We start from the raw sequence: 18494 nt of genomic DNA, 5'->3' as shown, positions 1-18494 counted from the left end.
GGCACCATGCGAATCTATGCTGAAGGTGTGAACACGCAGTCCGCCCCGCACCCTGCAGAAGTCGGCAATCGCCGCATTCTGCTGGTCGAAGATGAACAGACCATCGCCGACGTCGTCCGGGACTACCTGATCCAGGCTGGCTTCCAGGTCGATCTCGCGGGCGACGGCTTCACCGCACTGAGCCTCGCAGCCGCCAGGCGGCCCGACCTTGTCATCCTGGACCGGATGCTGCCAGGACTCGACGGCGTGGAAGTGTGCCGCAGGCTGCGCCTGGCCATGAGCGTTCCCATCATCATGGTCACCGCCCTTGGCACGGAAGACGACCGGATCCTGGGCCTGGAAACCGGAGCGGACGATTACGTCACCAAACCCTTCTCGCCCCGCGAGCTTGTCCTCCGCGTGAAGTCCGTGTTGCGCCGGAGTATCCGGGAATTCAGCCCGGAACCTCCCGTGGAACTCGCCGGCTTCGAATTGGATCCGGCGTCCCGCACAGTGCTCCAGGATGGCAAACCCCTCATGCTTACGGTGCGTGAGTTCGATCTGCTGGCCTTCCTGCTTCGTCGGCCCAACCAAGTGTTCAGCCGTGAGGACCTCATCAAGGCAGTGTGGGGCTGGGACTTCGGGGATTTGTCCACCGTGACAGTCCACGTCCGTCGCTTACGCGAAAAGATCGAGGACAACCCCACCACGCCGGTGCTGCTCAAGACCGTCTGGGGAGTCGGCTACCGCTTTGACGCGAAGGAAGGTGGACATGCAGGCAGCTGAAATGTTCGCGATCCTGGGCTGGATGCTGCTGTGGGCTGTCCTCATCGGCGCCTTGACCCTTGCCTTGCTGCGTTTCCTGCGCGGCGCGTCGATCCTGGTACAGATCTGCCTCGTGGTGGTGGCGACCGTTGCCGTTCTCGTGGCAGGGATGGTGAGCGCCTTCAATGCGATGTTCATTTCCGCTGTGGACCTCGAAGTCATGTGGTACATCCTCGGGGTGGCCTCGGCCGTGGCAATAGCGATTTCCCTCGTCCTCGGGGCCGGGGTGTCCCGCAACGCCATCCGGCTCGTGGCAGCAACGCGGCGCCTCGGCAGCGGAGAAGCCCTCGATGGCTCCTTCCTGGCACAATCAGGATCGCGGCGGGCCGGACCCGCAATGAACTCCGAGCTTGCCCAGCTCGCCCAGGAACTCGAAGCGAGCAGCATCAAACTCGAGGAATCCCGACGACGGGAAGCCGCCGTCGAAACCGCCCGCCGCGAACTGGTCTCCTGGATCTCGCACGACCTCCGGACCCCTTTGGCCAGCATGCGGGCCATGGCCGAAGCGCTGGAAGACGGCATGGCCTCCGACGTCCCAACGTACTACCGCAAGATCATCGCCCAGACGGACCAGATGGCCGTTATGGTCAACGACCTCTTGGAACTGTCCAAAATCCAGGCCGGAACGCTCCGGCTCAGCGCAGAATCCTTGGACCTCTACGACCTCGTGAGCGACGCGATTGCCGACCTTGCGCCGCTCGCCGCCCAGCGCGGCATCCGGCTCGACGGCGGCGGCGACCGCGAGTGCATGGCCGTCGCGGACGGCCCGAGCCTGGGAAGGGCCGTCCGGAACGTGGTGCTTAACGCGATTATCTACAGCCGGCCCGACGGCGGGGTCATGGTTCGCGTCGGACGCGACGGAAGCGACGCCGTCGTGGACGTCGTGGACAGCTGCGGCGGCATCGACGATGAGGATCTCGCCCACGTTTTCGAGACCGGTTGGCAAAAGGACCGTTCCCGGGGAGCGGGAATACCCGTCGAAGGGGGTCCACCGCGGTATAGCGGGGCAGGCGTAGGACTCAGCATGGTGGCGGGCATCGTGAAGGCGCATGGCGGCATGGTCACGGTGGCGAACACGGGCGAGGGCTGCCGTTTCACACTCCGCCTTCCATCGGGTGCGCAGGCTACCCCATCCCGCACCGAGGTATTTCCGACACAGACAGTTCCCGCGGACACCATTCCGGCAAAGAGCCGCAAACAGGCAGGCACATCATGAGCAGGACCACTTCGAAGAAAACCAGTACCAGGACGGCGGCCCGATGGGCGGCGGCGTGCGGCGTGGTGGCCATCGGACTCGGGGTGGCGGCCGGCGAGTTGCTGGCCGGGTTCCTGAGCCCCTCCGTCTCGCCGGTCACCGCGCTGGGGGGCGTGGTCATCGACGCCGTTCCGGGTTGGGCCAAGGAACTGGCCGTCAACCTTTTCGGCACCGCCGACAAACTTGCCTTGATCGTCAGCATCGCCCTGGTGACCTTCGTCCTCGCCGCGGTCGCCGGCCTCCTGGAGTATCGGCGAAAGGGAGCGGGGCTGGCGCTTGCCTTGCTCGCTGGAGCGGCGGGGCTGGCTGCCGTCCTGACCCGTGCCCAGGCCGCGCCCACTGCGGCAATCGCCCCCGTCGTGGCCACCATCGTCACCATGCTTTTCCTCCGGCTCCTGATCCAGCGGCTCGAAACCTGGCGACCCATGCCCGAAGCAGCCGACATGCCATTGGCCCGCCGGAGCTTCATGCAATTGCTGGGTGGAGCCGCGATCGCGGCGGCGGCGGCAGGCATCATCACGACCCTGGTGCGCAGGGCGGGAACGGTGGCATCCGATTTCCGCCGCGGGGTGGCCCTGCCCGCCCCGGTGACTCCTCCGCAAAAGGTTCCCGACGGCGCTGCACTCACCTTGGCGGGCCTGCAGCCGCTCGTCACACCGAACCCCGACTTCTACCGGATCGACACTGCGCTGATCCCGCCGGCCGTGAATCCGCCGGACTGGACCCTCAAGGTGACCGGCTTGGTGGAGCGCGAAGTCCAGTTGGATTTCGCCACGCTGCTGAGCAAGCCGATGATCGAGCGCTACGTGACCATCGCTTGCGTGTCCAACGAAGTCGGCGGAGACCTGATCGGCAACGCCCTCTGGCTGGGCTGGCCGGTCCGCGAACTCCTCGCCATGGCCGGACCCAAGCCCGGGGCGGACATGGTGCTGTCCCGCAGCACTGACGGCTGGACCGCCGGAACCCCCCTCGAAGCGCTCACCGACAATCGCGACGCGATCCTCGCTGTCGGAATGAACGGCGAACCGTTGCCGCTGGAGCACGGCTTCCCCGTCCGGATGGTCGTCCCGGGCCTCTATGGATATGTTTCGGCCACCAAATGGCTGACGGAACTGAAGGTGACCCGTTTCGCCGACGACCAGGGCTACTGGGTTCCGCGAGGTTGGAGCGACCACGGTCCCATCAAGACGCAGTCCCGTATCGACGTGCCCCGGGACGGCCGCTCGGTCAAGGCCGGAACGGTCCAGTTCGGCGGTGTCGCCTGGGCTCAACACCGCGGCGTTTCCCGCGTGGAGTTGCGCGTCGACCGCGGCAATTGGCAGGAAGCCAAGCTAGCCCCGGGGATCTCGTCGGACACGTGGTACCAATGGCAGCTGGGCCTTGAGTTGGGCTCAGGGAACCATGAAGTCCAGGTCCGTGCCACCGATGCCACGGGTACCCCGCAGCCCGAAGCCCGAACCCCCGTGGCACCGGACGGCGCCACGGGGTTCCACACCATCCATGTCACTGCAAACTGATACTAGGCTGGGTAGGTCCGAGCGAAACAACCCGGGAGGAACCCTCGTGGCACGATCCGTCGCAGCCCACCGTCAAGCCGTCCAGGAGTTGCTGTCCGGCCTTGCGCACATAGACGGCACCGAAGAGCTGCCGTTGTTGGGGGCGCTCGGCCGGGTACTTGCTGCCGACGTCTTGGCCCCGCTCAGCCTGCCGCCGTTCGCCAACTCCCAGATGGACGGTTTTGCTGTCCGCGCAGCGGACCTCGCCCCGCACGCAGGGAGCGACGCCGGTGCGGAGCTGACGGTCGTGGATCCCGTCCCGGCCGGCGCGGCACCGGCACGGCTCATGCCTGGCACCGCAGCCCCGATCATGACCGGCGCCATGATGCCCGAGGGTGCCGACGCCGTCGTGCCCATCGAACAGGCAGTGCCTGATGTCTTTCCCGTCCCCGGTGTCCCATCAACCGTCCGCCTTCCCACCACTGAGCCCGGAACGTTCGTCCGCGACGCGGGGAGCGACATCACGGCGGGAACCGTTGCCTTGCGCGGGGGAACGGCCCTCGGACCCGGGCAATTGGGGCTGCTAGCCGCCCTGGGGATGACCGCCGTCGAGGTCCGCACGCCGGTGCGCGTGCTCCTGGTCACCACCGGCGATGAAGTCGTGGAACCCGGTACGTCCCTGCCGGAAGGCAAGATCTACGATTCCAACGGAACCCTTCTCGAAGCCGCCATGCTTCAGTCCGGCCTCCACGTCACGCGGACGGGAATCAGCGGCGACAATCCTACCGAGCTGCTGGCGCTCCTTCGCAGCCTGGGCGGCACCGTCGATCTCATCGTCAGCACCGGAGGCGTCAGCAAGGGCGCCTACGAAGTGGTCCGGCAGGCCATGATGGACCAGCCGGTCGAATTCGTGTCGGTGGCCATGCAACCCGGCGGCCCCCAAGGGATCGGAACGTTCGACGGCCTGCCCTTCCTGGGATTCCCGGGCAATCCCGTGAGCTGCCTCGTGTCCTTCGAAATGTTCCTTCGCCCGGCGCTCGCCGCCGTCGTGGGCAGCCCTGCATTGCGGCCGAGCCTGCAGGCGCGCCTTGCGGAGTCGTTGACCTCGCCGGCCGGTAAGCACCAGGTCCGCCGGGGCACCCTTCTTCCCGGCGGAACGGTCAGGCTTGAGGGGGGTCCAGGCTCCCATCTCATCCATGCGCTCGCCAACTCGAACGCGCTGGTCCAGGTGCCTGCAGCAGTCACGGAACTCGACGCCGGGGCGGAAGTGGAAGTATGGATGTTGTGAATGACACTCCAGACCCCGCCAGCATCGGCGGCGCCCTTACGCATTTGCGCCAAGACGGCGGCGCCCTTACGCATTTGCGCCAAGACGGTACAGCCCAAATGGTCGATGTCTCCGAAAAGGCCGTGACCACGCGGGAGGCCACCGCCACCGCCACGGTCCACAGCACGTCCGAGGTGCTCACCCTGCTCGGCGCCGGTGACCTCCCGAAGGGCGACGCCCTTGCGGTGGCGCGCGTTGCCGGCATCATGGCAGCCAAGAAGACGCCCGAACTCATCCCGCTGTGCCACCCGCTGCCGATTTCCAAGGTCACTGTGGACTTCGAACTCGGCCCGGACACCGTGGTTGTCCTGGCAACGGTGAAGACCAGGGGCGTCACGGGCGTGGAGATGGAAGCTTTGACTGCGGCCTCCGTTGCTGCCTTGAGCGTCTACGACATGATCAAGGCAGTGGATAAGCACGCTGTCATCAGCGGCATCCAGGTGTTGGCCAAGAGCGGCGGAAAGAGCGGCGACTGGGCCCTTCCCGCGTCGTCCGGTGCGTCCGCCGTGCCCGGTCCATCCGGCGAAGGAGAAAGCGCATGAACGCCTGCGAACCTGCGCGTGGTCCGCGGAAGGCCGGCGTTGTCATCGCGTCCAACCGTGCCGCGGCAGGAATCTACGAGGACAAGAGCGGCCCCGTGATCCTGGACTGGTTGGTCGAACACGGCTACGAGACCTTCCCCGTCATGGTGGTCCCGGACGGTGAGCCGGTCGGTGCCGCCATCCGTGCGCTGCTGACCCTGGAACCCGCCGTCGTCATTACCAGCGGCGGCACCGGGCTGAGCCCCGATGACCGCACTCCGGAAGTCACCCTGCCTTTGCTGGATCGCGAAATACCGGGGCTCATGGAAGGCATCCGCCGCGCCGGAGCCGCCAAGACACCCATGGCGATGCTGAGCCGGGGCCATGCCGGTACAGCAGGCAAGACATTCATTGTGAACCTGCCGGGTTCGCCGAAGGGCGTCATGGACGGCCTTGCCGTCCTTGATCCCGTCATCGCCCACCTTTGCGATCAATTGGAGGGAAGTCATGACCACTGAAACCGACTTCGAAGTCATCAGCGCGATCCTTAGCGCGGAGCCGATTTCCGTGGACCAGGCCATAGCAGCCGTGGAATCGGATACGGCGGGAGCGGTGGTGAGCTTCAGCGGCGTGGTCCGGAACCACGACGGCGGCAAACCGGTCGACAGGCTCAGCTACAGCGCCCACCCCACCGCGCACCAGGTCATGGCCGACGTCGTGGCGAAGCTTGTGGCGGAGCACTCGGGGGAGGCCGCGCAGCCTGTCCGGATCTGGGCAGCACACCGGATCGGATTGCTGGAGATTGGCGAACCTGCGCTCGTCTGCGCCGTTGCCGCTGCACACCGCGGCCAAGCCTTCGCAGTGTGCTCGGAGCTCGTGGACAGGATCAAAGCCCAAGTGCCCATCTGGAAGGAACAGTTCTTCAGCGACGGCACGGTCGAGTGGGTCGGGGCCGGCGAATAGGGTCGCTTCCGACTCCACGTTGGGGCAATCCCGGTACGCGTCGCCCGGTAGGGTTAAGGGCATGACCGAACAACTTGCTGTCGCCGTGCTCGGCGCCCAGGGCCGCATGGGTATCGAAGCCGTCAAGGCGGTGGAGGCAGCCGCCGACATGAAGCTCGTCGCGGCCCTCGGCCGCGGCGATTCCCTTGATATCCTGCTCGACGCCGGCGCCAAGTATGTCGTCGACCTGACCGTTCCGGACAGCACCGAAGCGAACGTCCGCTTCGCCGTCGAACACGGCATGCACGCTGTTGTCGGCACCACCGGTTGGGACGCGGCGCGGCTCGCGGCCTTGCGCGGCTTGCTTGCGGCGAACCCGGAGGCAGGCGTCCTTATCGCCCCCAACTTCGCCCTCGGCTCCGTCCTCGCCTCGGCCTTCGCCGCCAAGGCCTCCAAGTATTTCGAATCGGTGGAAATCATCGAGTTGCACCACCCGAACAAGGTTGATGCTCCCTCGGGCACAGCCGTCCGCACGGCCCAACTCATTGCCGCCGCCCGCGAAGAAGCCGGAGTCCCCGCGAGCCCGGATGCCACGAACACCGCCCTTGACGGTGCCCGTGGTTGCGATGTAGATGGCGTCCGAGTCCACAGCGTTCGCTTGCGGGGACTCGTGGCACATCAGGAAGTGCTCCTCGGCGGGCCGGGAGAGCAACTGACCATCCGCCACGATTCCTTCGACCGGGCGTCCTTCATGCCCGGCGTGTTGCTGGGTCTGCGTAATGTGGCGTCCCACCCCGGGCTGACGGTCGGCCTGGACGGCTATCTGGATCTGGGGCTGTAGGCACATGGGCTCGCTCTGGAACGCATTCAAGCAGAACCGCACCAAGATCTGGGTGGGTGCCGTCACCTTGTTGTTGGTTCTTTACCTCGTGGTCACCTTCGAGCGCTCGATACTGCTTCTCAGTGACGCGAACCTGGTAGCCAAGGGAATCGGCGCTGCCTACTTGGTGCTTCCCATCATCGGAGCGTGGGCGCTGATCCGCGAGCTCGTGTTCGGTGCGCGCACGGAGAAGATGGCGAAGGTGCTCGAAGCCGAAGGCGGGCTGCCCGTGGACAACTTGCCCCGCACACCGGGAGGCCGCATCGTGCGTGCCGCCGCGGACGCCGAGTTTGAGAAGTACCGCGTGGAGGCCGAGGCCGCCCCCGAGGACTGGCGTTCCTGGTTCCGGCTCAGTTGCGCCTACGATGCCGCGGGCGACCGCAAGCGCGCAAGGGAATCCATGCGCGACGCCGTGCGCCTCTTCCGCACTGAGCCCACCGCAGCGGAGCGGTAGCGGCTGCCGCCAAGAAGGAGACACACCTTGTGTTCGAATATATGTTCGAATACCATGGCTGCATGAACGATCCTTCGAAGCGGCCGAACGGCTATCCCCAAGGCCTGGATGGGCCCATGAAGGCGATGAGCCCGGGCGTCGTCGATTTCCTCTTCCGGCAGCTTGTGGCAGGGGAGCCGCCTGAAGATGTGCAGTGGCGGCGCGAGGGAACCGTTCTGGGCGAACAGCAGCCGGGCGCCGAACTCGCCAGGCGGCTCGAGGAGACTGACCTCGAATCGTTGACCCCCGTTGAATTGTTCGACTATGTGCGGGCCGCCCAGCGGCTGGGAGCATGGGCAGACCGCTTGCGGGAGTCAGTGGTTGCGCTGTACTGCTCGCCGGAGGCGCCAGCCAAGCCCGGGCGCCATAGCGACGCCTCAGCCTGAGGCCTTGCTCCCATTTAGTTGAATTTGACGACAATCACGCGGGCCCCATTCTCCTAACCCGCAGCTGACAGGGTAACGTTTTTCATATGTCTGACTCTCGTGCGAACGTTCCTGCTCTCGGTACCCTTCTGACCGCCATGGTCACCCCGTTCACCAAGGACGGCGAAGTTGACTACAAGCAGGCAGCGGAACTGGCAGTCAAGCTTGTTGACGACGGCTGCGATGGCTTGGTCGTCACCGGAACAACCGGGGAGACATCCACGCTCACCGATGAGGAAAACCTCGGCATGTTCCGCGCCGTGAAGGAAGCCGTAGGCGGTCGCGCGGCCATCATCGCGGGAACCGGAACCAACGACACCGCGCACTCGGTGCACCTCTCCCAGGAAGCCGCGAAGCTCGGCGTCGACGGACTCCTGATCGTCACTCCGTACTACAACAAGCCGAGCCAGGCCGGCGTCCGCGCCCACTTCGAGGCCATTGCGTCCGCCACCGAGCTCCCCGTCATGCTCTATGACATTCCCGGACGCTCCTCCATTCAGATCACGCCGGAGACCATGATCGGCCTGGCCGCCCACCCCAACATCGTTGCGGTCAAGGATGCCAAAGCCGACTTCGCCGCGGCCACCCGCGTCATGGCCGAAACCGACCTCCTCTTCTACTCGGGGGACGACGGCCTGACCCTCCAGTGGATGGCCATGGGTGCGGTAGGCCTGATTGGCGTCACCACCCACGTCGTTACCCGCCGTTTCCGTGAGCTCATCGACGCCATCAACTCGAACGACCTTGGCACGGCACGCAAGATCAACTTCGAACTCGAGCCCGTGATCCGCGCAACCATGACCCGGGTCCAAGGCGCCGTCGCCGCCAAACAAATTCTTAAATGGCAGGGAGTCCTGCCCAACTCGGTTGTCCGTTTGCCCCTCGTGGAGCCGGACGCCGCCGAGATCGCAATCATCCGCGAGGACTTGGCGGAAGCTGGAATGGACTTCACTGTCTAGAACGATTCCGCCGGAAAGTAGCGCATTATGACCCAAACCGCCCTTCCCGGACTTGTCACCCCGCCCAAACTTCCGCAGGGAACACTCCGGATTGTGCCCCTTGGCGGGCTGGGGGAGATCGGCCGCAACATGGCCGTATTCGAAATCAACGGCAAGCTGCTGGTAGTTGACTGCGGCGTTCTCTTCCCTGAAGAGACCCAGCCGGGTGTCGACCTGATCCTGCCCGATTTCTCGTATATCGAGGACAGGTTGGACGACGTCGTTGCCATCGTCCTGACGCACGGCCACGAAGACCACATCGGCGCTGTGCCGTACCTTCTTCGCCTGCGTCCGGACCTGCCGTTGGTCGGTTCCCAGCTGACGCTTGCCCTCGTCGAGGCCAAGCTCCAGGAACACCGGATCAAGCCGTACACGCTCACGGTCGCCGAAGGACAGGTGGAGCAGTTCGGCCCCTTCGAATGCGAATTCGTTGCCGTCAACCACTCCATTCCGGACGCCTTGGCGGTGTTCATCCGCACCGTGGGCGGCAATGTGCTGCACACGGGCGATTTCAAGATGGACCAATTGCCGCTGGACGGCCGCATCACGGACCTTCGCCACTTCGCCCGCCTGGGCGAAGAAGGGGTGGACCTATTCATGGCCGACTCCACCAACGCGGACGTCCCCGGCTTCACGACGGCGGAAAAGGAAATCGGTCCCACCCTGGACCGCTTGTTCGGCCAAGCCAAGAAGCGCATCATCGTTGCGTCCTTCTCCTCGCACGTGCACCGGGTCCAGCAAGTGCTCGACGCCGCCGCCAAGCATGGCCGCAATGTCGCCTTCGTGGGCCGTTCCATGGTGCGCAACATGGCTATCGCCGCGAAACTGGGCTACCTTGACGTCCCGCCGGGAATCCTCGTGGACATCAAGAACATCGACAACCTTCCGGACCACCGCGTGGTTCTCATGTCCACAGGCTCGCAGGGTGAACCCATGGCGGCCCTGTCCCGGATGGCCAACGGAGACCACCGCGTGGTGGTCGGCCAGGGCGATACCGTCATCCTGGCCTCGAGCCTCATCCCCGGCAACGAGAACGCTGTCTACCGGATCATCAACGGCTTGCTCAAGCTTGGCGCCGACGTCGTTCACAAGGGCAACGCCAAAGTGCACGTCTCCGGCCACGCCGCTGCGGGCGAACTGCTCTACTGCTACAACATCCTCAAGCCCCTCAACGCGATGCCTGTGCACGGCGAAATGCGCCACCTCATCGCCAACGGCAACCTGGCGGAGGACTCCGGCGTCCCTTCGGACCGAGTCATCCTCAGCGACAACGGCACGGTCATTGACGTCAGGGACCACAAAGCCAATGTGGTGGGCCAGGTGGAAGTGGGCTTCGTCTACGTGGACGGCTCCAGCGTGGGTGAAATCACCGACGCCGACCTCAAGGACCGCAGGATCCTCGGCGACGAGGGCTTCATCTCCGTTATCACCGTGATCAACCGGACCACCGGCAAGATCGTCTCGGGCCCGGAAATCCACGCCCGCGGCGTCGCCGAGGACGATTCTGTCTTTGACGAGATCATCCCCAAGATCAACGCAGCCCTCGAAGACGCAGTGCTCAACCACGCGGAACACACCACCCACCAGCTCCAGCAAGTGGTGCGTCGTGTGATCGGCACGTGGGTCAACCGCAAGCTTCGCCGGCGCCCCATGATCATCCCGTTGGTCTTGGAAGCTTAATCCCGCAGGCATAGTCCTGCAGGCGGCGCCGGCACAGGCATCGGTGTCAGGCTCCGAACGGCCCGGTTCACGCGAACCGGGCCGTTCGTGTTTCAGGACCAACCCGACTCCATGCCGGATCCGCAGATTGTCCAACAGGGGCAACATGGTTCCTCCGCGCCCCTGAAATCCGCGGGTTTCCGGACGGGTTGGGGTAGCGTGGCCGATATGGCGACTCGTACCACCTCCGCGCCTAGAGGCAGCTCCAACAGCAAATCCGGCGGCTCGGGCAGCGGCCGGACCCCGGCTAAGACCGGCCGGAGCGGCACAGGCACGGCCCGCGGCAAGCAGGCCGCCGTCGTCGAACCCCAACAGCCGTGGATCCTGCGCGCGCTTGCCGGCGTCTGGCTGGGAATCGGGCACGTGGTGGGCGCGGGCGTCCGCCGGATCGGCTACGACGTCAGTGACCTTGATCCCGCGGACCGCAGGGATGGCGCCGCGCTTTTCAACCTGGCCCTCGGTGTCTTCATAGCAACCTTCGCCTGGTGGGGATTCAAGGGCTGGTTCCCGGACGTTGTCTACAGCATCGTCAACGGAACCTTCGGCTGGGTATCCCTGCTTCTTCCGCTCATGCTTTTCGTCTGCGCTTTCCGGCTCTTCCGGCAGCCGTGGGACAGCCGTGGAAACAACCGTGTGGGCATCGGCTTCCTGATCATGACGTTCGCCGGGACCGGACTGGCCCACATCATCGGGGGCCAGCCGACTGTCGCCGATGGCTTCGAAGGCCTCCGGCGCGCGGGCGGGATGCTCGGTTTCCTCGCAGCCTCGCCTCTTGCCGCCATCCACCCCGCAGTGCCTGTCATCGTCTACGGCGCCTTGGCGTTCGTCTCCCTCCTGATTGTCACGGCCACGCCGTTCGGCGCCATACCCCGGCGTATCCGCGGCGCCTACGAGCACCTCATGGGCGTTGATTTGGTGGATGCCGACGCGCAGCGCGGCGATTCCCACGACCGCAGCTACCTCTACGAAAACGAGGCGGCCGTTGAACCGAAGAAGAAGCGCCGCAAGCGCTTCTTCGGCAAGGATCACGACGACGACCCCACGCTTGAGGGCTATGTAGGCGACGAGGCCTTCGAACACGCAATCGTCGACGACGATGCCCCTCCCGCAAAGGGCGGGCCGGCAGTTCCGCCCGGAGTTCGCAGGCCGACGCAGGCCGAAATCGCCGTCGAGAAGATCAAGGCCGCGCAGGGACTTGGAAACCCGAAGGCGGTTGCCGACAACGCGACCGAAGCGATCCCCCTGGTCGTGCCGACCGCCGTCGTCCCCCCGGTCATCGTGCCTTCGGCGCCCGTCAGTCCGCCACCACCCCCGACGCCGATCCCGCAACGCACCGAGCAACTTTCGCTTGCCGGGGACGTCACCTACACCCTGCCGTCCTCGGACAACCTGACGCCCGGTTCCATCCCGAAGGAACGCACGGAAGCGAACGACGCCGTCGTGGCCGCCCTGACGGACACCTTGCAACAGTTCAACGTGGACGCTACTGTCACCGGCTTTAGCCGGGGGCCAACCGTGACCCGTTACGAGATCGAACTCGCCTCCGGTACCAAGGTGGAGCGCGTCACGGCGTTGTCCAAGAACATCTCCTACGCCGTGGCATCGAGCGACGTACGTATCCTTAGCCCCATCCCGGGCAAGTCGGCCATCGGCATCGAAATCCCCAACACGGACCGCGAAACTGTGTCCCTCGGCGACGTCCTGCGCAGCCAGAACGCGCGGCGGACCGACCACCCCATGGTGATGGGCGTCGGCAAGGACGTCGAGGGCGGCTACGTCGTCGCGAACCTCGCCAAGATGCCCCACTTGCTCGTGGCGGGTGCTACGGGTGCCGGCAAGTCGTCGTTCGTGAACTCCATGATCACGTCGATCCTGATGCGCGCGACGCCCGACGAGGTCCGCATGGTCATGGTGGACCCCAAACGCGTCGAACTGACCGCGTACGAGGGTGTTCCGCACCTCATCACGCCCATCATCACCAACCCCAAGAAAGCTGCCGAGGCACTTCAGTGGGTAGTGCGCGAAATGGATGCCCGCTACGACGATCTCGCCAACTACGGCTTCAAGCACATCGACGATTTCAACAAGGCTGTCCGCGCCGGCAAGGTGGTTCCGCCGGTTGACTCCAAGCGCATCATCAAGCCCTACCCTTACTTGCTGGTGATCGTGGATGAGCTCGCCGACCTCATGATGGTGGCCCCGCGCGATGTCGAAGACTCGATTGTCCGCATCACCCAGCTCGCCCGTGCCGCCGGCATCCACCTGGTCCTGGCCACCCAGCGTCCTTCCGTCGACGTCGTCACCGGCTTGATCAAGGCGAACGTCCCGTCGCGTATGGCGTTCGCCACGTCCTCTGTCACCGACTCCCGTGTGGTCCTGGACCAGCCCGGCGCGGAAAAGCTCATTGGCCAGGGTGACGCGCTCTTCCTGCCCATGGGCGCCTCCAAGGCGATGCGCGTGCAGGGCGCCTGGGTCACGGAGTCTGAAATCCACCGTGTGGTGGAGCACGTCAAGGGGCAACTCAAGGCCGTCTACCGTGACGACGTCGCGCCCGAGGCGCAGAAGAAGCAGATCGACGACGACATCGGAGACGATCTCGAGGTCCTGCTCCAGGCCACCGAACTCGTGGTCACCACCCAGTTCGGTTCCACGTCGATGCTGCAGCGCAAGCTCCGCGTCGGCTTTGCCAAGGCCGGCCGCCTCATGGACCTGCTGGAGTCGCGCGGCGTCGTGGGTCCGTCCGAGGGTTCCAAGGCCCGCGATGTCCTGGTCAAGCCCGACGACCTCGCGCCCGTGCTTGCGGCCATGAAGGGCCAGGACGCTCCGGCCACGCCCGACGCGCACACGGCCGCCCTGAGCGAGAACGCGAACGCAAACATCGCGGTCGGCGGCTACGCAGAGGACCTCGTGGCCACCGATCTCGAGCGCCGCAAGCAGGTCACGGAATACCACGACGGCGCAGATGGCATCGATGACGAGGACGAAGGCGGCGAAGACGCCTGGTCGTTGACCGGACGGTAGCCTAGAGGGGTGACTACATCCGACGGCAGCAAAGCCGGTTCCAGCAGCTCCGATATCTGGAATCTGCCCAACATCCTGACGATGCTCCGAATTGTCCTGGTTCCGTTCTTCGTCTGGTTCCTTCTGGAGGACAACAGCCAGCACGGCCTCTGGCGCTGGGCCGCCGTAGTGGCCTTCGCCGTGGCGATCTATACGGACAAGCTCGACGGCGACATCGCCCGGAGCCGCAACCTCGTCACCAACTTCGGCAAGATCGCGGATCCGATTGCCGACAAGTTGCTGATCGGCTCGGCACTTGTTCTCCTCTCGGCGCTGGGAGAGCTGCCGTGGTGGATCACCATCCTCATCCTCGTGCGCGAATGGGGCATCACGGCATTGCGCTTCTTCGTCATCCGCTATGGCGTGATGCCGGCCTCGCGTGGCGGCAAGCTGAAGACCGTCGTCCAGACTGTCGCCATCTTCCTTTACATCCTGCCGCTGAATTCTTTCGCTCCGTGGCTCCTCAGCGTGGCCTTCTGGGTCATGATCGTCGCCCTCGTCATCACGGTGTGGACCGGCGTCGAATACGTGATTGAAGCCGCAAAACTTCGCGCGGCCGGCAAACGCGCATGAGCCCCGCCGCTGACGAGGTGGCCGCGTCCGCCGTCGCCCTCGCCATCGAGCGGGGCATCACTGTGGCGACCGCGGAATCCCTGACCGCCGGGATGGTTGCCGCCACCCTCGCTGATACTCCAGGGGCGTCAGGCATGCTCCAGGGAGGGGTGGTCGCCTATCAGAACGCGGTCAAGGCTGGAATACTGGGGGTGTCCGAAGAACTGCTTTCCGCCGTCGGATCCGTCGACGCCGAGGTGGCTGCGGCCATGGCCGACGGTGCCAGGCACGCATGCGGAGCCGACGTCGGGGTCTCCACTACGGGGGTTGCGGGGCCTTTGCCGCACGACGGGAAGCCGGTTGGCACGGTCTTCATTGGCGTCGCCACCCAGGGCGGAGCCACAGCGCATGCCTACTCCTTTCCGGGAGATCGGCCAAGTATCCGTGCGCAGGCAACGGCAGCCGCGCTGGAGCGCTTGCTGGAGTGCCTTGTCCATACCGACCTACCGCACGTAAAGTAGCCGGGAACAAAAACAGCGGCCCAATAGTTGTTACATTGTGTCGCCCCGGAATGGCCGGGGCGCCTAGGATGTAAAAAACAACCGGTACACCGGCAAGGTGAACCGGACTCACGAGGGAGCAAGGCGATACAGATGGTTAAGCAGCCCGTATCCGTAAACGGCGTTGTCCGCTGGAAGGATGTGGGCTTGGCCGAGAAGGCACCGAGCGAACAGAAGGAGCGCAAAATGGTTGTTCTGCGTCACGAAATTGGTGATGTCCTGCGCGATGTCCGCCAGCGCCAGGGCCGTACGCTCCGCGAAGTCTCACACAGCGCCCGCGTTTCCCTTGGCTACCTGAGCGAAGTGGAGCGCGGCCAGAAGGAAGCATCCTCAGAGCTGCTGTCCTCGATCTGCTCGGCTCTGGACGTTCCGTTGTCCGGCATGCTCCGCGAAGTCAGTGACCGGGTTGCCGTCGCCGAAGGCGTCGCTGTTCCGGACACCGTCCCGCAGGAATTCGCCCAGCGCTACGGCCGCGATCTCGACCGCGAGCTCAGCGCCGAACTGAACGACGATTTCACCCAAGGCATGCTCTCCGGAGCCCGCTAGGCGGACCCGGCGCCGGCACGCAGTTGGCGGCGTGAGGTTCAGACCTCGCTGCGGGATCCATTGCGCCGAAACGTCTGTGCCGAAACGTCGGCACATGCTTGAAGCAAGAAGGAGGGCCTCCATATGGAGGCCCTCCTTCTTTGGTCTTTTGTGGGGTTGGCGCGGTCAGTCCTTGCCGATTCCTTCGCCGTAGGCAGCGTTGAGCCGTTCTATGTAGTCCGCCAGCGTCTGGATTTCTTCCAAGGGCCACTCACCCAGTCGCTCCCGGAATACCTGCCGACGTGCGTCCTGGACCTGGTGCATCTTTTCTTCGCCTTTGGGGGTGAGCCGGATCGATTGGGCGCGGCCATCCTGGGGGTCGGCTTCTTTGTAGACCATGCCGATGCTCTCGAGGAACGCGATCTGGCGGCTCACTGAAGGCTTCCCGACGCCGATGCACGAGGCGAGCTCCGTCAGGCGGATCGGACCCTCCTTCCGGATGATCGACAGCAGTCCGTATGCGGCTGGTTCCATGTCGGGATGGACCTGCCGGGATAGCTGGTGGGACAGCGATCGTGCGCGTCGCCAGAACATGCTCAGCTGGTGTTCCACCTGCTGGAGGGCGGCGTCGACGTTGTCGCCTTCCTCCACCATCTCTGGCGCGTCGTCGGGAGTGTTGCTCATGACAACCATTCTAGAGTCCGCTCCCATGAGAGACTCTATTGGTGCGGATCAGTGACTTCTGGCGGCTGATGGACGATGAATTCGGGGCTGGCTACTCCCGGGTCCTCAGCAGCTCCCTTGTATTGGCCGGCGTCGGCGGCCGTACGGCAAACGACGCCTTGGCAGCGGGCTACAGCCCCCGCGACGTCTGGCTTGCCCTGTGCGACGTCCAGGACGTTCCTCCGGAGCGACGTCTCGGCAGGGATATCAAACCCGCCGGCAAGGGTTCCGGAACGTTCTGAGTTCCGGTTCCTGGCGGACACGCCCGCAAATTTGTTCGAATATCTGTTCGGATGAGGCTATGCTCCTTTCAGAGGAAAATTGATCCTGGCGGAGCGGTTTCCGTGTCTTTCGACACCCGTAGTTGTCCACATAGGCGAAGTCGCACACAAAATTGTCAGCGGCAGGTACTAGCGTCGGATGAGACAGGAAAGCGGCCGTTCAGGCCAGTCCACAGCGAGAAAGCATCAGAGGTGTGAACCATGGCGGCAAACCAGGATCGTGAGAAGGCGCTCGAGGCAGCGCTTGCCCAGATCGACAAACAATTCGGCAAGGGCTCGGTCATGCGCCTTGGGGACGAAGTCCGGGCGCCCATCGAAGTTATTCCCACTGGTTCCATCGCCTTGGATGTCGCTCTTGGTATTGGCGGGCTGCCTCGTGGCCGTGTCGTCGAAATCTACGGTCCGGAATCCTCGGGTAAGACCACCGTCGCACTTCACGCTGTGGCCAACGCCCAGCGCCAGGGCGGCATCGCGGCATTCATCGACGCCGAGCACGCCCTCGATCCCGAGTATGCTGCAAAACTGGGCGTCGATACAGACGCCCTGCTGGTTTCGCAGCCGGATACGGGTGAGCAGGCGCTCGAGATCATGGACATGCTGATCGGCTCAGGCTCCTTGGACGTCATCGTCATCGACTCCGTCGCAGCCTTGGTTCCCCGCGCTGAAATCGAAGGCGAAATGGGCGACTCCCACGTCGGCCTCCAGGCCCGTCTCATGAGCCAGGCCCTTCGTAAGATCACCGGCCGCCTGAGCCAGACGAAGACGACTGCTATCTTCATCAACCAGCTCCGTGAGAAGATCGGAGTTTTCTTCGGTTCCCCGGAAACCACTACCGGTGGTAAGGCCCTGAAGTTCTACGCCTCCATCCGCATCGACGTCCGACGCATCCAGACGCTGAAGGAAGGCGCGGATTCGGTAGGTAACCGCACCAAGGCCAAGATCGTCAAAAACAAGATGGCTCCGCCCTTCAAGATCGCGGAGTTCGACATCATCTACGGCCAGGGCATTTCCCGTGAGGGCGGCATCATCGACATGGGCGTCGAGCACGGCATCATCAAGAAGTCCGGTTCATGGTTCACCTATGACGGTGACCAGCTTGGACAGGGCATGGAGAACTCCCGCCGCTTCCTGCGCGACAACCCTGAGCTGGCAGCGGACCTTGAGCGGCTGATCAAGGAAAAGCTTGGCGTCGGAGTAGTCAAGCCTGCCGAAGCCGAGAAATCTCCGAAGCTGAAGGCCGTTGACGGCTAAGCGTCAGGGCCACTACCGGTCCTGGGGTCCGTCTGCGGATTCGTCCGTGGCAGCAGACCCTGAAGCCAATCCGGAAGCAGTTGCCCGGGCCATTGTGCTGCGTCAACTCACCAATTCACCCAAGAGCAGGCTTCAGCTTGCGCGCAAACTGGCTGAACGGAATGTACCGGAAGACGTGGCTGAAGCCGTTCTGGATCGCTTCGAGGAAGTCCGGCTCATTGATGACGCCGACTTCGCGGAGATGTGGGTCCGCAGCCGTGCGCAGTCGAGGAAACTCGCCCGGGGTGCCTTGAGACGCGAATTGGCGGACAAAGGCATCGACGCAGAATCGGCCGAGAAAGCGCTCGCGCAAGTGAGCGATGACGACGAGCGGAACGCTGCCAGGGACCTGGTCGCCCGCCGTTTGAGGGCCGGAACAGACCTTTCCGACAGGACCGAGCGGGACAAGCAAACCCGGCGGCTCGCGTCGATGCTTGCCCGTAAGGGCTACCAACCATCGGCGGCGTTCCGGATTGTTGGCGAGGTCCTGGACGAAGCATTGTCGGGGGAGTCGGAGTCCCATGGTGCACGGGTGCGCGGTGGTGGTGATGCAGACGACGTCGGCTAGGCGGCGTCGCCGGCGTAACTGAGAGCTGCCTGTGAGTATTGCCACGGGCGGCGGGGATGGGTGGCTTCTTGGCGG

General features: G+C 64.6%; 20 protein-coding genes. 19 read left to right on the top strand and 1 reads right to left on the bottom strand.

Annotated elements, in window-relative coordinates; genetic code table 11:
• The first annotated feature begins 6 nt into the window (after positions 1-6).
• The 16 genes from ACSVHC_RS03250 to ACSVHC_RS03175 all read left to right on the top strand — a co-directional run bounded on the left by ACSVHC_RS03250 (position 7) and on the right by ACSVHC_RS03175 (position 15578).
• Positions 7-765 carry a response regulator transcription factor gene (locus tag ACSVHC_RS03250; RefSeq protein ID WP_437773108.1) on the top strand — a complete coding sequence of 253 codons (759 nt, stop codon included), beginning with the start codon at positions 7-9 and terminating at the stop codon, positions 763-765.
• A complete protein-coding gene (locus ACSVHC_RS03245) occupies positions 752-2020 on the top strand; it encodes a sensor histidine kinase (RefSeq protein WP_437773109.1) in 1269 nt (422 codons plus the stop codon). Before ACSVHC_RS03250 ends, ACSVHC_RS03245 begins: the two co-directional genes overlap by 14 nt.
• Entirely contained in the window at positions 2017-3576 is a 1560-nt protein-coding gene (locus ACSVHC_RS03240) for a molybdopterin-dependent oxidoreductase (RefSeq protein WP_437773110.1), read from the top strand. Before ACSVHC_RS03245 ends, ACSVHC_RS03240 begins: the two co-directional genes overlap by 4 nt.
• The gene (locus ACSVHC_RS03235) at positions 3560-4843 is read left to right on the top strand and encodes a molybdopterin molybdotransferase MoeA (RefSeq protein ID WP_439180581.1); all 1284 of its coding nucleotides are present in this window, start codon (positions 3560-3562) and stop codon (positions 4841-4843) included. Before ACSVHC_RS03240 ends, ACSVHC_RS03235 begins: the two co-directional genes overlap by 17 nt.
• Entirely contained in the window at positions 4831-5424 is a 594-nt protein-coding gene (gene moaC / locus ACSVHC_RS03230; RefSeq protein ID WP_437773112.1) for a cyclic pyranopterin monophosphate synthase MoaC, read from the top strand. The genes ACSVHC_RS03235 and moaC overlap by 13 nt, the downstream gene beginning before the upstream one ends.
• Entirely contained in the window at positions 5421-5921 is a 501-nt protein-coding gene (locus ACSVHC_RS03225; RefSeq protein ID WP_437773113.1) for a MogA/MoaB family molybdenum cofactor biosynthesis protein, read from the top strand. The genes moaC and ACSVHC_RS03225 overlap by 4 nt, the downstream gene beginning before the upstream one ends.
• Positions 5911-6366 (top strand): molybdenum cofactor biosynthesis protein MoaE, encoded by a 456-nt coding sequence (locus ACSVHC_RS03220; RefSeq protein WP_236816685.1) that lies wholly within the window; start codon positions 5911-5913, stop codon positions 6364-6366. The genes ACSVHC_RS03225 and ACSVHC_RS03220 overlap by 11 nt, the downstream gene beginning before the upstream one ends.
• 61 nt (positions 6367-6427) lie before the next feature.
• Entirely contained in the window at positions 6428-7186 is a 759-nt protein-coding gene (gene dapB / locus ACSVHC_RS03215; protein WP_437773114.1) for a 4-hydroxy-tetrahydrodipicolinate reductase, read from the top strand.
• 4 nt (positions 7187-7190) lie between these two features.
• Entirely contained in the window at positions 7191-7679 is a 489-nt protein-coding gene (locus ACSVHC_RS03210) for a hypothetical protein (protein ID WP_236816689.1), read from the top strand.
• A gap of 62 nt (positions 7680-7741) precedes the next feature.
• On the top strand, positions 7742-8104 hold the full coding sequence (locus ACSVHC_RS03205; RefSeq protein ID WP_439180580.1) for a hypothetical protein: 363 nt from the start codon (positions 7742-7744) through the stop codon (positions 8102-8104).
• A gap of 86 nt (positions 8105-8190) precedes the next feature.
• A complete protein-coding gene (gene dapA / locus ACSVHC_RS03200) occupies positions 8191-9102 on the top strand; it encodes a 4-hydroxy-tetrahydrodipicolinate synthase (protein ID WP_437773116.1) in 912 nt (303 codons plus the stop codon).
• Between the two features lie 27 nt (positions 9103-9129).
• Positions 9130-10821, top strand: coding sequence for a ribonuclease J (locus tag ACSVHC_RS03195; protein ID WP_439180579.1), 1692 nt, complete (start codon positions 9130-9132; stop codon positions 10819-10821).
• 207 nt (positions 10822-11028) lie between these two features.
• Positions 11029-13881, top strand: a complete 2853-nt coding sequence (locus ACSVHC_RS03190; RefSeq protein WP_437773118.1) for a DNA translocase FtsK — start codon at positions 11029-11031, stop codon at positions 13879-13881.
• Positions 13882-13890: 9 nt separating this feature from the next.
• Positions 13891-14493, top strand: a complete 603-nt coding sequence (gene pgsA, locus ACSVHC_RS03185) for a CDP-diacylglycerol--glycerol-3-phosphate 3-phosphatidyltransferase (RefSeq protein ID WP_439180578.1) — start codon at positions 13891-13893, stop codon at positions 14491-14493.
• Positions 14490-14993 carry a CinA family protein gene (locus ACSVHC_RS03180; protein WP_437773119.1) on the top strand — a complete coding sequence of 168 codons (504 nt, stop codon included), beginning with the start codon at positions 14490-14492 and terminating at the stop codon, positions 14991-14993. Before pgsA ends, ACSVHC_RS03180 begins: the two co-directional genes overlap by 4 nt.
• 132 nt (positions 14994-15125) lie before the next feature.
• Positions 15126-15578, top strand: a complete 453-nt coding sequence (locus ACSVHC_RS03175; protein ID WP_078105673.1) for a helix-turn-helix domain-containing protein — start codon at positions 15126-15128, stop codon at positions 15576-15578.
• A 165-nt stretch (positions 15579-15743) separates the two neighbouring features.
• On the opposite strand, the gene ACSVHC_RS03170 is transcribed toward ACSVHC_RS03175, so the two are convergent.
• The gene (locus ACSVHC_RS03170) at positions 15744-16241 is read right to left on the bottom strand and encodes a MarR family winged helix-turn-helix transcriptional regulator (protein ID WP_437773120.1); all 498 of its coding nucleotides are present in this window, start codon (positions 16239-16241) and stop codon (positions 15744-15746) included.
• Positions 16242-16282: 41 nt separating this feature from the next.
• Here ACSVHC_RS03170 and ACSVHC_RS03165 point away from each other — a divergent pair, with 41 nt between their 5' ends.
• The 3 genes from ACSVHC_RS03165 to ACSVHC_RS03155 all read left to right on the top strand — a co-directional run bounded on the left by ACSVHC_RS03165 (position 16283) and on the right by ACSVHC_RS03155 (position 18419).
• Positions 16283-16522, top strand: coding sequence for a DUF3046 domain-containing protein (locus tag ACSVHC_RS03165; protein WP_437773121.1), 240 nt, complete (start codon positions 16283-16285; stop codon positions 16520-16522).
• Positions 16523-16762: 240 nt separating this feature from the next.
• A complete protein-coding gene (gene recA / locus ACSVHC_RS03160) occupies positions 16763-17812 on the top strand; it encodes a recombinase RecA (protein ID WP_234753124.1) in 1050 nt (349 codons plus the stop codon).
• A 46-nt stretch (positions 17813-17858) separates the two neighbouring features.
• Positions 17859-18419 (top strand): regulatory protein RecX, encoded by a 561-nt coding sequence (locus tag ACSVHC_RS03155; protein ID WP_439180577.1) that lies wholly within the window; start codon positions 17859-17861, stop codon positions 18417-18419.
• Positions 18420-18494 lie beyond the last annotated feature (75 nt).

Origin of the sequence: Arthrobacter sp. KNU-44, assembly GCF_051843155.1 — a bacterium.
Lineage (GTDB): Bacteria > Actinomycetota > Actinomycetes > Actinomycetales > Micrococcaceae > Arthrobacter.
Note: the sequence above shows the minus strand (reverse complement) of the source record. Positions and strands in the feature narration are given on the sequence as shown.